Genomic DNA, 14,966 nt, shown 5'->3' on the forward strand with positions numbered 1-14,966 from the left:
TGCCGTAATGAAAAACGGCGCAACTGTCTTAAGATCCAGCCGCTCTCCTTTGTTGAGCCGCTATTTACTGGTGTTCGGCGGGGGGGTTATCCTACTCGTCGGCATGCTCTTCCTGAACATTACCCAGGGAGATGCAGGTCTCGGCATTCAAACCGTGATTGAGGCAATCGTTGCTCCTCAGGACGTAACGGAGCATCACATTATTCGTACACTCCGCCTCTCCCGGGCAACGATGGGGATGATTGCCGGATCCTCCTTGGCCGCAGCCGGAGTGCTGCTGCAAACCATAACACGAAACCCGTTGTCTTCGGCCCAAACGCTCGGCATCAACTCAGGCGCATTTCTGGCCATTACGGTCGTGGTTGTCTTTTTTCCCTCCCTTTCTTCATACTCGCTCGTGATCGCGTTTATCGGAGGCTTCGCCGCCATTGCTCTTGTTTATGCCATGGCCGGAGGCATAACGGCTTCCCCGCTGCGGCTCACGCTTGCCGGTATTGCCGTAGCCATGGCCATCGGGGCCGTAACCGGAACACTGCAATTGATGTACGAGGAGGATGCGGGCAAGTTGCTCGCGTGGGGGTCGGGCTCGCTTGAGCAAAACAATTGGGACGGTGTCCGTTTTGCATCCCCCTGGATATTTCCGGCAGCTCTGATTGCCCTTGGATTATCCAAATCGCTCGACTTGTTCGAACTTGGTGATGAAATGGCGCAATCGCTCGGGCAGCGGGTACGTTTCGTGCGCGTGACGGCCCTTCTGCTCGCTGTCCTCCTGGCGGCAGCGACCGTCAGCGTAGTTGGCGGGATCGGATTTATCGGGCTGATTGCTCCCCACTTGATGCGTATGATGGGGATCAAGCGTCATTTGCCGCTTCTCATTTCCTCCATGATTTGGGGAGCCGTCGTATTGCTTGGCGCCGATACACTCGCACGGATGGTTGCGGTTGGTGTTGAAGAAATGCCGGTCGGAGCCGTAACCGCGATCATCGGAGGACCGTGGATGATCTGGCTTGCGATACGTGCGCGCAGAGGGGGCGGTCGCTTTCAGAGCTCTTCGGATTCTTCATCGCTGGCTGCTCTGTCGTCGCGACGTATCCCTTACCCTGTTCTGCTCGCGATACTGTCGGTTCTTGCCGTCGTGATCTTGCTTGCTGGCATCTCCCTGGGAAGCTTGAGGCTGCAAATTGCGGATATCTTAGCAGCCATGGCGACTGGAGGCGGCGAAGATATGACCCGTAACATTATATTCAATATGCGGCTTCCGCGCATGGCAGTCGCGGCAGTTTCCGGAGCGGCGCTCGCGGCCAGCGGTCTGCTGCTGCAAGGCGTTGTGAAAAATCCGCTGGCCGATCCCTCGATCATCGGGGTAAGCTCGGGGGCAGGTGTGGGCGCGCTTATTCTTTTGATTGCGCTGCCGCAGATTAACATCTCGTGGCTTCCGCTCGCCGCTTTTGCAGGTGCTTTCGTAAGCACGGCAATCGTCTATGCCGTTTCCAGACGAAGCGGCATGAATCCTGGAATACTGGTATTGGTCGGCATTGCGGTTTCGGCAATGGGAACGGGTATTATTCAGGCGCTTGTCATTAAAGCCCAGTTGCGGGCGAGCTCGGCGCTTGCCTGGTTGGCAGGCAGCACATACGCCCGTACGTGGGAGCAATTGTGGCCGCTTATGATCTGGCCCGCAGTGCTGCTGCCGTTCGCCTGGTGGCTCTGCCGCAAGCTGGATTTGCTTGCGATGAGTGAGGAGGTTCCGACAGGGCTCGGCGTTCATGTCGTTCGGACACGGATTTGGGCAGGATTTATCGGGGTCGCTTTGGCTGCAGCAGCGGTAGCGACGGTTGGGACGATCGGTTTTGTCGGCCTGATCGCACCGCATGCGGCCCGCATTCTCATCGGTCATAACCACCGGCGACTGCTGCCTGCGACGTTGTTGATCGGTGCTTTGCTTCTCATGGCCGCGGATTTAGCCGGCCGTCTCTTGCTCAGCCCGAAGGAGATCCCTTCCGGACTTGTCGTGGCGTTATTGGGAGCACCGTATTTTATTGCATTGATGAGAAAAAGTGCCGCGCGGAAATGATATGACTGGCGACTAAGGATTTGCATAAAGGATGGCGGCTGCAAATTGCCGCCATCCTAATCGTTGTCAAGGCAAACCCGGAAATCAGGTCGTTTACCCCTCAAGACGAAGAACGCTTCTCATTAACTGGCCGTTGGAACTGTGAGCATTCTATGAGTTGGCGTAGGTGGTTATCATAAATAGGAGTGTGATCCGATATGGAATTGCAATGGAAGGATGGTATTGTAACCTCGAAAGATCAACTGGTTGAGATGGTGGGGGTTCCTCATAAAACGGTCGTACATAAGAACATTTCGTTTATCGACGCGCATATCGAGAATTATTTGGCGATGTCGTCGCTTTTCTTCATCTCCTCGTCCTCTGCCGATGGGCGGGCCGATGTTTCTCCGCGTGGAGACGAGCCCGGCTTTGTGAAAGTGATGGACGAGAAGAAGCTCATCTTTCCGGACCGTCCGGGGAACCGGCGCCTGGACTCCTTGAACAATATTCTGGAAAACCCACAAGTGGGCATGATTTTTATCATCCCCGGTTTAAACGACGTACTGCGAATTAACGGAAAGGCGTGGATTACGCGCAACGAGGAATTGTTGAATGAATATCAGTGGAAGGGCAAGACAACCCGTATGGGTGTGATCGTCGAAGTGGAAGAGTGCTTTATCCATTGTCCGAGAGCGTTTAATAAAGCCGATCTTTGGAAATCGGAAACATGGCCGCCCAAGGAGCAATTGCCGAATCTGATCGAGATGTGGAAGGCGCATGTGGCGTTGAACGGCATTTCGGCCGACTAGCTTGCACAGATATAGGAGCTCATCACCGAAGAGATAACCGCATAGGCAGCCTCAAACGTTGAAGATGACGGGAGGACGAACAAGATGCTGGGGAAAAGAAAGGTACAAGCTGAGGATCTGTACAAATTGAAATCAATCGTAGATCCGCAAGTCGCCCCTGACGGGAAGCAATGTCTGTTTGTCGTGACCGAAATCTACCCGGACAAAGATACATACCGGTCGAATATTTATTGGACAACTATCGGCCAAATGATTGAGCCTCTGCCATGGACATTTGGCGACAACCGCAATTTCTCTCCACGCTGGTCGCCGGATGGCCAGTCCGTTTGCTTCATCTCCGATCGAAGCGGGACGAACCAATTATTTATTATCAATAGTAACGGAGGGGAAGCACGGCAGTTGACCTTCCATCCGAATGGCGCAGGCAATCCGGTATGGTCGCCTGATGGTACCCGGATTGCGTTTCAGATCGCCCTGGGACAAGGGGAGTCTTTGCAAGAGAGGGAGGACAGGAAGCGGAAGCAGATGAGGTCTGTGCCAATCGAAGTCGACCGAATGAAGTACAAATTGGATGGAACAGGTTTATGGGAAGGCCGATACACACACATTGCCGTCTTGGAAATCGCGTCCGGTGACATCGTGCAAATGACAAATGGAAAACACGATTATCAGCTCCTTGGTTGGTCTCCGAACGGCCAACATTTAACGATCGCGGCGGATCTGAGCGATGATCCGGATTTTTCATTTATACAGGATATATTGCTGTATCATCTGGAAACCAAAACATTCACGAATCTGACCCGTCGAAGAGGCATCTTCAGCAGCGCCGCCTGGTCTCCCGACGGAAAGAAGATCACGATCATCGGCCATGAGAAAGAATACGAAGAGTATGCGACATTCAACAAAATTTGGATGTATGAAGTTGCGGAAAAGAAATTGGCCTGTCTGACAGCGGACTGGGATATCACGGTTGGAGACAGCGGGTTTGGAGATATTCAGCAAGGCGTTGTGAAGCCTGGTATTCTTTGGTGCGAGGACAGCCGCAGCTTTTATTTTACAGCGACGAATCGCGGAAGCGTGCTTGTCTATCGCGGAACGGTTGAAGGTCACATAGATCCCGTTCTTTCTGGCCGCCAGCATGTTTACGGCTTGTCGATGGGCGGGAAATCGGATCGTGCCGTTGTTGCCGTAAGCAAGCCCGCTTTTCCCGGCGAATTGTTTGTGCTGGATACGGGAACGGGCAAGCTTGAGCAGATAACCCGGATGAACGAAACGTTTATGGAACAGGTTGAGCTGGCGGATGCGGAGCCGATTCAGTTTTCGTCAAGAGACGGATGGGAGCTGAACGGCTGGATCATGAAACCGGCTGCTTGTCAAGAAGGGCAAAAGGTTCCGCTTATCGTTGAAATTCACGGCGGTCCTCATTTATTGTTTTCCGATACTTACTTGCATCAGTTTCAAACACTTGCTTCCAAAGGCTATGCGGTCCTCTATATGAATCCGAGAGGCAGCATCGGCTATGGCCAGCAGTTTGCTGATGCCGTCCGCGGCGATTACGGGGGCAAGGATTATGAGGACATTCTGGATGCTGTCGATTATGCGCTTGACCGTTATAATTTCATCGATCCTGCCCGGCTTGGGGTGACGGGCGACAGCTACGGAGGTTATATGACGAACTGGGCGATCGGGCATACGAACCGCTTTAAAGCTGCGGTTGCCGTGGGCTCCATCTCGAACTGGATCAGTGAATACGGGGTTAGCGATTTAGGTTACTATTTGATCGAAACGCATATGAAAGCGAGCCTTCAAGACGTTGAGCTATTATGGGAGAAATCGCCGCTAGCTTATGCGGATCGCATCGAGACTCCGCTGCTCATCCTGCACGGCGAACACGATTTGCGCTGCACAATCGAGCAAGCAGAGCAAATGTTTATCGCGTTAAAAAGACAGCGAAAAACGGTGAAGCTCGTCCGCTTTCCCGAATCCGATCATTATTATCCGGAACATGGGAGACCTTCGCTGCGAATAAAACATTTACATTATATATCCGGCTGGTTTGATCAATATTTGAAAACGGCAAGCGAGCAGATATAAGGAGGACCCTCGGATGACAGACGTTCGGATCGGCGGAAAAAAATCGGTGAATGGGAAGCGGAAATAAACAAATGTCGATCAATGAATCGGATATACGGAATTTATTCGCCCGTTACTCCATCTCGGTAGGCTCGATCGGCAATTGGGGTCTCTGAATCACCATGCTCTCGGGGACAAATTGAAGAACGCGACGCACCTTGCTTGGGCTACCGGCGGAGGAATGGTTCCTGAGGCGATCATGGACGAATACTACCGAAAAGGATCTGATCCCGAATAAAGGAATAGGGAAGGAAGAGATTTAGGATGTCGGCGAAAACCAGACTACAGGCTGAGGACTTGTACAAATTGAAGTCAGTGGTTGATCCGCAAGTATCCCTTGACGGGAAGCGGTGCTTGTTTGTCGTTACTGAAATCGACGAGGAGCAAGATACGTACAGGTCGAATCTTTATTGTGCAGCTATCGATCCGAAGAGCGAGCCCATACCGTGGACGTTTACTCATGATCGCAATTTCTCGCCGCGCTGGTCGCCGGATGGCCGGTCGGCTTGTTTTATCTCCAACCGAAGCGGGAATGATCAGCTATATATCATTAATCATGACGAAGGGGAAGCGCGGCAGCTGACTTTCCATCCCAGCGGTGTCGATAGCCCAGTATGGTCGCCGGATGGGACCCGGATTGCGTTTCAGATCGCGCTGGGACAAGGGGAGTCTTTGCAAGACCGGGAAGAAAGGAAACAGAAGCAAGAGAAGCTTGTTCCGCTGGAAGTAGACCGAATGAAGTATAAATTCGACGGAAAAGGTTTATGGGACGGCCGATATACGCACATAGCCGTCATGGACATCACATCCGGCGACATGGTGCAAATTACAAATGGAGATTACGATTATCAGCTCCAAGGCTGGTCACCGGACGGCCAACATTTAACGATCGCAGCAGATCTGAGCGATGAACCGGATTTTTCGTTTGTTCAAGATATTTGGCTGTGTCATCTGGAGACAAAAGCAATCACGAATCTCACCCATCGAAGAGGCATCTTCGGCAGCGCTGTCTGGTCTCCGGACGGAAAGAAGATCGCAATGATCGGCCATGAAAAAGAATGTGAATATGCTACGTTCTCGAAAATTTGGATATATGACATTCTTGAAAAGAAATTGGCCTGTTTGACAGCGGATTGGGATGTAACGGTTGGAGACTATGGACTGGGAGATATCCAGCAAGGTATAGTAAAGCCTGGTATTCTTTGGTGTGAAGACAGCTGCAGCTTTTATTTTACAGCGACGAACCGAGGAAACGTCCTCGTCTACCGCGGAACGGTTGAAGGCCAAATAAATCCTGTCCTTTCAGGCCGCCAGCATGTTTACGGCTTTTCGACGGGCATGAAAGCGGAGCGCGCCGTTGTCGCCGTAAGCAAGCCTGATTTTCCCGGCGAATTATTTGTACTGGATACGGAAACGGGCAAACTGGAACAGCTTACCCATGTGAACGAAGCGTTTCTGGAACAAGTTGAGCTGACGGATGCGGAACCGATTCAGCTTCAAACCAGAGACGACCGGGAGCTGAACGGCTGGATCTTGAAGCCGGCTTTGCCGGATGAAGGACAAAAGGTTCCGCTTATTGTTGAAATTCACGGCGGTCCTCATTTAATGTATTCCAATACTTACGTCCATCAATTTCAATTGCATGCTTCGAAAGGATATGCGGTTCTTTATATCAATCCGAGGGGAAGCGTTGGTTACGGTCAGAAGTTTGCCGACGCCGCTCGAGGCGATTACGGGGGTAAGGATTATGAGGACATTATGGATGCCGTCGACTATGTGCTTGACCGTTATGATTTTCTCGATCCTGCCCGGATAGGGGTGACGGGAAACAGCTACGGCGGCTTTATGACGAACTGGATGATCGGTCATACGAACCGCTTTAAAGCCGCTGTTACGGTGGGTACCGTCTCAAACTGGATCAGCGAATATGGAGTAAGCGATATCAGTTACGATTTAATCGAAACGGGAATGAAAGCGAGCCTTCAAGACTTTGATATCTTATGGGAAAAATCGCCGTTAGCCTATGCGGATCGAATCGAAACTCCACTGCTCATCCTGCACGGCGAACAGGATTTGCGCTGTACCATCGAGCAAGGCGAGCAATTGTTTATCGCATTAAAAAGACAGCGAAAAACGGTAAAGTTCATCCGCTTTCCAAAATCCGATCATTTATTCCTGAAAAGAGGAAAGCCTTCTCTTCGGTTAAGCTATTTAAAACATTTATACGGTTGGTTTGATCAATACTTGTGAATCTCGAAACGGTAGAATAGGAGATGGAATCCATATGCTGGCGAAATGGCAGGAACAATTAGAAAACATGTATGATCAAATGGTCGCGTGGAGACGGCATTTGCATCAGCATCCTGAGCTTTCCTTTCAAGAAGTCGTAACTCCAAAAATGATCGCTTCAATATTGGAAAGCTATGGTATTGAAGTTCGCAGAAATGTTGGAGGAAGAGGCGTCGTAGGTAAAATAGCAGGAGGTAGGCCAGGAAAAACGATCGCATTGCGCGCTGATTTCGATGCTCTGCCGATTCAGGATGAGAAGGACGTTCCTTATAAATCGACGGTGCCGGGCGTGATGCATGCATGCGGCCATGATGGTCATACCGCAACCTTGCTGGCGGTGGCAAAGGTATTGAGCGAACATCGGGAGCAGTTGGCCGGGAACGTTGTGCTGCTGCATCAGCACGCCGAGGAAGTTGCACCGGGCGGGGCAATCGCGATGATTGAGGACGGCTGTCTGGATGGAGTGGATGTTGTTTTCGGTTCTCATTTAAACTCTAAAACTCCGCTCGGCACTTATGAATATAATAGCGGAGCATTTGCGGCTGCAGCCGATATATTTGAAATTAAAGTTCAAGGCCGCGGCGGACATGGCGCATCGCCGCATGAAACCGTTGATGCCGTTGTGGTAGGAGCGCAAATCGTCAACCATCTTCAAACGATCGTCAGCAGACACGTGAATCCGATGAAACCGGCTGTCGTTACGATCGGCTCCTTCCATGCCGGCAACGCGGAAAACGTAATTGCAGATACTGCCGTTCTGAAAGGAATCGTCAGAACCTTTGATCCGGACGTGCGGGATGATATCGAACAGGAGTTCAAACATATTGTGGAGAGTGTTTGTGCGAGTTTTCGCGCAAGCTGTGAGATCGAATATACGAAAGGTTACCCGGCACTTGTGAATCACGAAGAAGAAGCGAATGTATTTGCGAATGTGATCCGAAATACCGTTCATGACGGCATCCTGGAGGTTGCGAGCCCGACAATGGGCAGCGAGGATTTTGCCTATTTTCTGCACCATAAGCCGGGAATGTTCTTTAATACAGGCGCAGGAAATGCCGATGGCGCTCACTATCCGCACCATCATCCCAAATTTGATTTTGATGAAAAAGCGATGATTTATGCCGGGAAAGCGATGCTGAGCCTGGTGCATCACTACACGATTGCATAATTACAATTGATTGCAGCTTTATGAAATAGTTGTTGACACCAATCCATTAATTAAGCTAACATGAAGTTTGAAGATAAATTGGAAACAATTTTCATAATACGGAAAATAGTAAAGGTGTTCCGCGTGGACAGGTCATTCAACCGAAACAATCGATGCTTTTAAAGGAGATTTTGATGGATGTTTCGATTTCATGAGGTGAAAGCAGGGGTATTGCAGGTTTCGGAATTGACCATACCGGCGAAGGCGATCACTTGCATCATAGGGGAAAGCGGAAGCGGAAAGACGACGCTGCTAAGACTGCTCAACGTTTTGGACAGTCCTGAAGAAGGCGAGATTTGGTTCGACGGGGTTTCCTTGAATGAGGTCAATCCTGTTGAATGGCGGCGTAAAGCCGTAATGGTGCCCCAGTCTCCGGTGATGTTCAAGGGAACGGTTGAGGACAATTTGCAAGTCGGACGGCGCTTTGCAGGCCAGTCGGCCGCAACCCGGGAACAGATGATGCAGGCCTTGTTTCTGTTCAGTCTCGACAAGGAGCTGTCCCAAGCTGCGGACAATCTCTCGGGAGGAGAAAAACAGCGTTTGGCGCTGGCGAGGGCGGTTCTGATGGAACCGTTCGTCCTGCTGCTGGATGAACCGACATCCGCACTCGATGAAGCGACAGCCGATACGCTGATGCAGCGATTATCCGCTTATACCCGCGAGAGGAACGTCACGGTTATCATGATTACGCATTCCCGTACAATCGCTCAAACTTACGCCGATTTCATCGTAGAGGTGAAGAATGGAATTCCGCACATGAATGGAGGTCTGCAGCGTGCAAGAAACGGTTGACCTGGCGTTCTGGCAATTAGGCGTGGCGTACTTGTTCGTGCTTCTGCTCATTGCGATTGTGCGCATGAAAGGAATTCCGCGCGAAAAAGAAATAGGGATTGCTTCGATTCGAATGGTCCTGCAGTTGATTCTTGTCGGATACCTGCTGGAATATGTGTTTCGATTCTCGCATCCGGCATTAACGGTCTTGCTCGTGGCCGTTATGCTGACTTTCGCCATCCGTACCGTGTTCAAACGGGAGAAAGGCAAATTGTCCCGGCAAATGAAACGCATCATTGCCATCTCGATGAGTTCCGGCATCATTGCAAGTCTCGCCGTCTTTATTCTTGTCGTGGTTGGAATGAAGCCTTGGTACGACCCCAGATATGTCATTCCGATCACCGGGATGATCATCGGCAATTCGATGACCGGCATCGCGCTCGGTCTCCACTCGATGATCGAAAATATGCAGGCTCAGAAAGCAAAGGTTGAAGCGGCGCTTATGCTGGGCGCAACGCCGGGAACGGCGGCTCGCGATATCGTCAATCAAGCGTTTGATGCGGCCATGCTGCCGACCATCAATTCCATGGTCGGAATGGGCATCATTTCATTGCCTGGCATGATGACCGGCCAAATTTTGTCGGGCACCTCTCCGATTGTCGCGGTGGAATACCAGATTGCCATTATGCTCGGCATCGTCGGCAGTGTTTCGTTATCTGTTCTTCTGTTTTTGCAGCTTGGCTACCGGACGTTCTTTAATCATCGCAGCCAGTTGCGAAAATGATAAACTCGAAATTCGCTTAGCATGAGCTTTCTAATACGATTATACGAGGTGGCTAGCATGACGATTCAAGTCGACATCAGCATGAATGAGCTACAGCAATTAGACAAACAGCATTTTTTGCATCCTTCATCTTCCATCAAACAACAACAAGAGCACGGACCCGCTTTTATTTTTACGGAAGGAAACGGAATTTATTTAAAAGATATAAGCGGGAAAAAAGTCATCGATGGTTTGTCCTCGCTTTGGAATGTGAATATCGGACACGGAAGAAAAGAAATGGGGCAAGCCGCATTCGATCAAATGTCAAAGCTTGCCTACAGCTCTTGCTTTGCTACGTTCAGCCACGAGCCTGCCATCCTGCTTGCCGCCAAGCTGGCCGAACTGACGCCGGGCGATTTAAATGCCACTTTCTTTACTTCGGGCGGATCCGAATCCAACGATACGGCGATCAAACTCGTTCGGCATTACTGGATCTTAAAAAATCAACCGCAAAAAAAGAAAATCATTTCACGGACAAAATCTTATCACGGATTAACAATAGGAGCGACAAGTGCAACAGGAATTAAGGTTTTTCGGGACTTTACCCAGTCACTGGCCCCGGATTTTTATTATGCGGATCATTTTTCTCCAGAATCGCTGAGGGAATTGATCGAAGTAGAAGGACCGGATACGATAGCCGCCTTTATATCAGAGCCAGTGCAAGGAACCGGCGGCGTCTTGATCGCACCAGACGGATATTTTCAAGAAATCAGAAAAATTTGCGACGAATATCATATTCTTTTTATCTCGGATGAAGTCATTACCGGATTTGGCAGGACAGGAAAATATTTTGGTATCGAGCATTATGGTGTGATTCCCGATATGATGACGGTTGCGAAAGGAATAACGAGCGGATATGCCCCGCTTGGAGGAGTCATTCTCTCGCAAAAAATTCATCACGAATTCATCGAGCTGTCAACCGAAACGCTGTTCCATGGATATACATACAGCGGACACCCTGTTTCATGTGCAGTCGCACTCAAAAACATTGAAATCTTGGAAAGAGAGAAGCTTGTAGAAAATGCAAGGGTTATGGGGGAAGAGCTCCTAAAAGGATTTCAATGGCTGCAGAAGGAGCATGAGATTGTTGGAGAGGTAAGAGGATTAGGATTAATGGCAGCGATCGAATTGGTACAAGATAAAGCGACACATACAAGGTTTGCCAAGCCTCTGGCGCCGACAATCGCAACTGAATTAATGAAACGAGGTCTCAACTGCCGGGCCGTCGTACTTGAAGGTGCGGACACGCTTGTTTTTGCACCGCCATTTATTATTACTCCTAAGGTAGTAAATCGCATGATTGAAATTCTCCACGATACTTTGTCTATTGTTGAATCATCGAGCCATTCGGGCTGAAGTGAACCTTTCTTATTCTAAACAGTCACTCGCGCCGCAACTAGATGTTAAATTGGTTATATCCAAAAAGTACCCAATATTACAATATTAGAGTGAATTTTTTTAGACTACCTTTTATTTATGACTTGTTATTTATCGGGGTGAGTTAATTGGAAAAACAAGAACTATATGAACTATGGGATTATTTAAATAAACATCCGGAAGTAAGCTGGAAGGAAGTTAATACAACAAAAAAGCTAATGGCGGTTTTTGAAAAGGGCGGATTCAAGCCGATCCCTTTTCAAAACATGACAGGATTTTATGTAGAAATTGGGGAAGGAAAGCCAGTAATTGGCCTTCGTGCTGATATGGATGCTCTTTACCAGGATGTAGATGGGGTAATGCAAGCGAATCATTCCTGTGGTCATGATGCCCATATGACAATTGTTACGGGAGCTATGCATCGCTTAAAAAAACTTGAAGATCAATTTACTGGGACAGTTAGAGCTATTTTTCAACCTGCTGAGGAAGTGGGAAATGGTGCAGTTCGTGTTGCAGATGAAGGAGTTGTGGACGATGTAGATTATTTATTTGGCGTGCATGTTCGGCCGGTTAATGAGCTTAATTATCCATCATGCGCACCTGGCATGCAGCATGGAGCCTGTGTTTTCGTTAAAGGGAAAATTAATGGTGAGGACCATCATGGGGCACGCCCACATGAAGGAGTCAGCGCGATTGAAGTTGGGCATGCGATTGTGAGCCACCTTCAACAAATTCATACTTCTCCTCAAGTTCCTGCGACTGTTAAGATGACGAATATCATTGCAGGTACTGAGAATTTAAATATCATTCCTGGGAAGGCAACCTTTGGTCTCGATATTCGAGCTCAAACGAATGATGTAATTGATGAAATAATGAAACGGGTTAATCATATTTTGACGAGTCTTTCTGAACTTTACGGTGTGTCGATTGAATTTGAATTTGAAGGTTATAACCCGGCTGCTGTAATTAATCCTGAAGCCGAGGCCATTTTACAGGCTGGTATCGTGAACGTTCTAGGTGAGGAACTGTTGAAACCGAGAATCATCACGCCAGGATCTGAAGATTTTCATTTTTACACGCTCAAGCGTCCACAAATCAAAGCGACCATGCTCGCCTTAGGGGCTGATGTCACACCCGGTCTTCATCACCCGAAAATGACATTTCAAAAGCAAGCAATCGAGAACGGTGTCAATATTTTGGTAGAAGCATGTTTAGAAGCCTGCAGGATTAAAAAGAACGATGTTTGAGGAAATTTAATTCATTGTAATTTTCACTATTGTGTTTGTTTTCCGTTGGAGGCGATGGATATCCCGCAAGGCAGTCGCATCAGCGCAGATATGATCGTGCGTGTCGGATCACTGCAGAAACAGGTGAAGCATAACCTGCGAATCATTATGTTAAACAACTGATCCGAGAAGATATTTTTTTATTAAGGAGGAGTCAAAAATGTTAATGTTACCATTTACCAATGAGGAATATCAGGAAAGACTAAAAAAAGTAAAGGCTGCCATGAGCGACAAAGGCATTGATGTTTTACTGATCACAGATCCATGCAATATGTATTATCTGACCGGGTACAATTTGAAGTCCTATTATGTTAATCAAACTGTCTTAGTTGCGTTGGACGATGAAATGCCGCGGTTCATTGGCCGTTACATGGATGCGACCGTCGGCGTACTCATAACAACTTGGCTGTCAAAAGATCATGTTCATGGGTACAGCGATGACTACGTGGATAACACGACTAAGCATGCAGCGGACTACATATCGGGACTGATTAAAGAATTCGGATACGGCAAGAAGACGATTGGTATCGAAATGGAACATGACTTTATCACGCCGATGGCATACGAAAGGTATAAGATGGGTTTGCCTGAAGCGAAAATTGTGAATGGCAGCAAAATAGTTAACTGGGTGAGACTTATAAAATCCGATAACGAGATTGAAATGATGAGGCGCGCCGGTAAGATAACCAGAAAAATCTGGGAGGCCTGCGTCCAAGCATTCGAACCAGGCGCCAGGCAGTGCGATGTAGCTGCTGCGGTACTTGAGGCTGCCACTCGGGGAACCGAGGAATACGGCGGGGATTATCAATCAGGGCCTCCATTGTTTCCCGGCGGCGAGCATGCCGGAGCTTGTCACCTTACGTGGGATGACAGCAGGTATCCGGACAGATACGATATGTATATGGAAACAGGGGGTGCTTATAAACGCTATCATTGTCCGGTAACACGTACAATGTGCCTCGGGCAGCCTTCCGAAAAATTCGTTTACACAGCAAATGCTGCCATCGAAGGTTTGCAAGAGGCGCTTGCAGTTGTCAAGGAGGGTGTGACCTGTGAGGAAGTTGAAGCCGCTTGGAGAAAAACAGTAGCCAAATACGGCATTGAAAAAGAATCGCGCATTGGCTATTCCGTGGGTATTGCTTATCCTCCAACCTGGGGAGAGAAGACTGTCAGCCTTCGCCCCGGAGATAAGACCGTCCTGAAGCAAAACATGACCTTACACTGCATTCCCGGATTGTACTACGAAGATTTCGGCATTACAATCAGTGAGACTTTTAGGGTGACGAAAACAGGCCACGAAAAGTTTTATGACATCCCGTTTGATTTGCTAATCAAGAAATAAAAGCGCAACGTTTTAAGAAAGGAAATCAGTGTTAGAGAGGAAGGATCGTAGTGCAAAACAATTATTCTCGTGCACTCGGAGTGCTTGCGCTAGATATCGAACAGAATCTTATGCGGGGGTCTTTAATACATAAGGATACTCACGATTACCCGATCCTCATCGAACGAGTGCCAGGCGCATTTGTTAAAAACGTGGTCGCCGGCGATGAAACCGTCATTAGCAATTATATCAAAACGGGTGAGAAATTAATCAAACAGGGCGTGAGCGCGCTAACTACCACTTGCGGCTTTACCATACGATTCCAGAAGCAATTATCCTCCGCCCTTAATGTTCCGATAGCAGCGTCAAGTTTGTTGCTGGCTCCGTATCTGGCAGCAACATACAAAGACACTATTGGCATAATTACTTATGATTCACGGTCGTTAAAGCCCAGTGATCTTCGATACGCCGGAATAGAAGAAGGAGATTGGTCCCGTTTTCCGATTATTGGATTGGAAAATACACAAACATGGTCCGCGATGGCATTACCGGAAAACAACTTCGAATTCGAGATAATGAAGGCAGATCTTTCTAACGCAGTCGTCCGGTTACTTGACAAATACCCGAATGTAAAATGTATCCTGTTTGAGTGTCATGGTTTCCCTCCCGCTGCCGAACATATACGTAAAACTTTTAAACTGCCTGTTTACGATGCTGTGTCAAACGCAAAATTGCTTATGACTTGAGTGTTGCGATTTCCTGTGTGTCTCCTAATAACAAATGCCTTCATTAGGAAATCCCTTACAACTTATGAAAAAGTAGTTGACATCGATACATTCCATAAGCTACCTTGAAGTTCAAGGGTATTATTGGAAACATATTTCACAATACAGAAAA

General features: G+C 48.6%; 11 protein-coding genes. All 11 read left to right on the forward strand.

Annotation, left to right across the window (positions count from 1 at the left end; genetic code table 11):
- Window positions 1-52: 52 nt before the first annotated feature.
- Complete coding sequence (locus tag VN24_RS22210; RefSeq protein ID WP_238590754.1) at window positions 53-2,074, forward strand: iron ABC transporter permease; 2,022 nt, start codon at window positions 53-55, stop codon at window positions 2,072-2,074.
- Window positions 2,075-2,271: 197 nt separating this feature from the next.
- Window positions 2,272-2,862, forward strand: a complete 591-nt coding sequence (locus VN24_RS22215) for an MSMEG_1061 family FMN-dependent PPOX-type flavoprotein (RefSeq protein WP_045672208.1) — start codon at window positions 2,272-2,274, stop codon at window positions 2,860-2,862.
- 84 nt (window positions 2,863-2,946) lie between these two features.
- Window positions 2,947-4,956: a S9 family peptidase gene (locus tag VN24_RS22220; RefSeq protein WP_045672209.1), complete on the forward strand. Its 2,010-nt coding sequence runs from the start codon at window positions 2,947-2,949 to the stop codon at window positions 4,954-4,956.
- Window positions 4,957-5,259: 303 nt separating this feature from the next.
- Complete coding sequence (locus VN24_RS22225; RefSeq protein ID WP_045672210.1) at window positions 5,260-7,245, forward strand: S9 family peptidase; 1,986 nt, start codon at window positions 5,260-5,262, stop codon at window positions 7,243-7,245.
- A 34-nt stretch (window positions 7,246-7,279) separates the two neighbouring features.
- Window positions 7,280-8,452 carry a M20 metallopeptidase family protein gene (locus VN24_RS22230; protein ID WP_045672211.1) on the forward strand — a complete coding sequence of 391 codons (1,173 nt, stop codon included), beginning with the start codon at window positions 7,280-7,282 and terminating at the stop codon, window positions 8,450-8,452.
- A gap of 177 nt (window positions 8,453-8,629) precedes the next feature.
- A complete protein-coding gene (locus VN24_RS22235; RefSeq protein ID WP_045672212.1) occupies window positions 8,630-9,283 on the forward strand; it encodes an ABC transporter ATP-binding protein in 654 nt (217 codons plus the stop codon).
- Entirely contained in the window at window positions 9,267-10,046 is a 780-nt protein-coding gene (locus VN24_RS22240) for an ABC transporter permease (protein WP_193790081.1), read from the forward strand. Before VN24_RS22235 ends, VN24_RS22240 begins: the two co-directional genes overlap by 17 nt.
- A gap of 57 nt (window positions 10,047-10,103) precedes the next feature.
- Entirely contained in the window at window positions 10,104-11,441 is a 1,338-nt protein-coding gene (locus VN24_RS22245; RefSeq protein WP_045672214.1) for an aminotransferase family protein, read from the forward strand.
- Between the two features lie 149 nt (window positions 11,442-11,590).
- Window positions 11,591-12,709 (forward strand): amidohydrolase, encoded by a 1,119-nt coding sequence (locus VN24_RS22250; RefSeq protein ID WP_045672215.1) that lies wholly within the window; start codon window positions 11,591-11,593, stop codon window positions 12,707-12,709.
- Between the two features lie 199 nt (window positions 12,710-12,908).
- Window positions 12,909-14,090 carry a M24 family metallopeptidase gene (locus VN24_RS22255; protein ID WP_238590755.1) on the forward strand — a complete coding sequence of 394 codons (1,182 nt, stop codon included), beginning with the start codon at window positions 12,909-12,911 and terminating at the stop codon, window positions 14,088-14,090.
- Between the two features lie 50 nt (window positions 14,091-14,140).
- On the forward strand, window positions 14,141-14,815 hold the full coding sequence (locus VN24_RS26565) for an aspartate/glutamate racemase family protein (protein ID WP_052703086.1): 675 nt from the start codon (window positions 14,141-14,143) through the stop codon (window positions 14,813-14,815).
- The last annotated feature ends 151 nt before the right edge of the window (window positions 14,816-14,966 follow it).

This window comes from Paenibacillus beijingensis (assembly GCF_000961095.1).
Taxonomy (GTDB): Bacteria; Bacillota; Bacilli; order Paenibacillales; family Paenibacillaceae; genus Paenibacillus_O; species Paenibacillus_O beijingensis.

Excerpts from the sequence above, each read along its gene's own strand:
- VN24_RS22215 (WP_045672208.1), top strand. The coding sequence starts at position 2,272 with ATGGAATTGCAATGGAAGGATGGTATTGTAACCTCGAAAGATCAACTG.
- VN24_RS22255 (WP_238590755.1), top strand. The coding sequence starts at position 12,909 with ATGTTAATGTTACCATTTACCAATGAGGAATATCAGGAAAGACTAAAA.
- VN24_RS22230 (WP_045672211.1), top strand. The coding sequence starts at position 7,280 with ATGCTGGCGAAATGGCAGGAACAATTAGAAAACATGTATGATCAAATG.
- VN24_RS22245 (WP_045672214.1), top strand. The coding sequence starts at position 10,104 with ATGACGATTCAAGTCGACATCAGCATGAATGAGCTACAGCAATTAGAC.
- VN24_RS22220 (WP_045672209.1), top strand. The coding sequence starts at position 2,947 with ATGCTGGGGAAAAGAAAGGTACAAGCTGAGGATCTGTACAAATTGAAA.
- VN24_RS22235 (WP_045672212.1), top strand. The coding sequence starts at position 8,630 with ATGTTTCGATTTCATGAGGTGAAAGCAGGGGTATTGCAGGTTTCGGAA.
- VN24_RS22225 (WP_045672210.1), top strand. The coding sequence starts at position 5,260 with ATGTCGGCGAAAACCAGACTACAGGCTGAGGACTTGTACAAATTGAAG.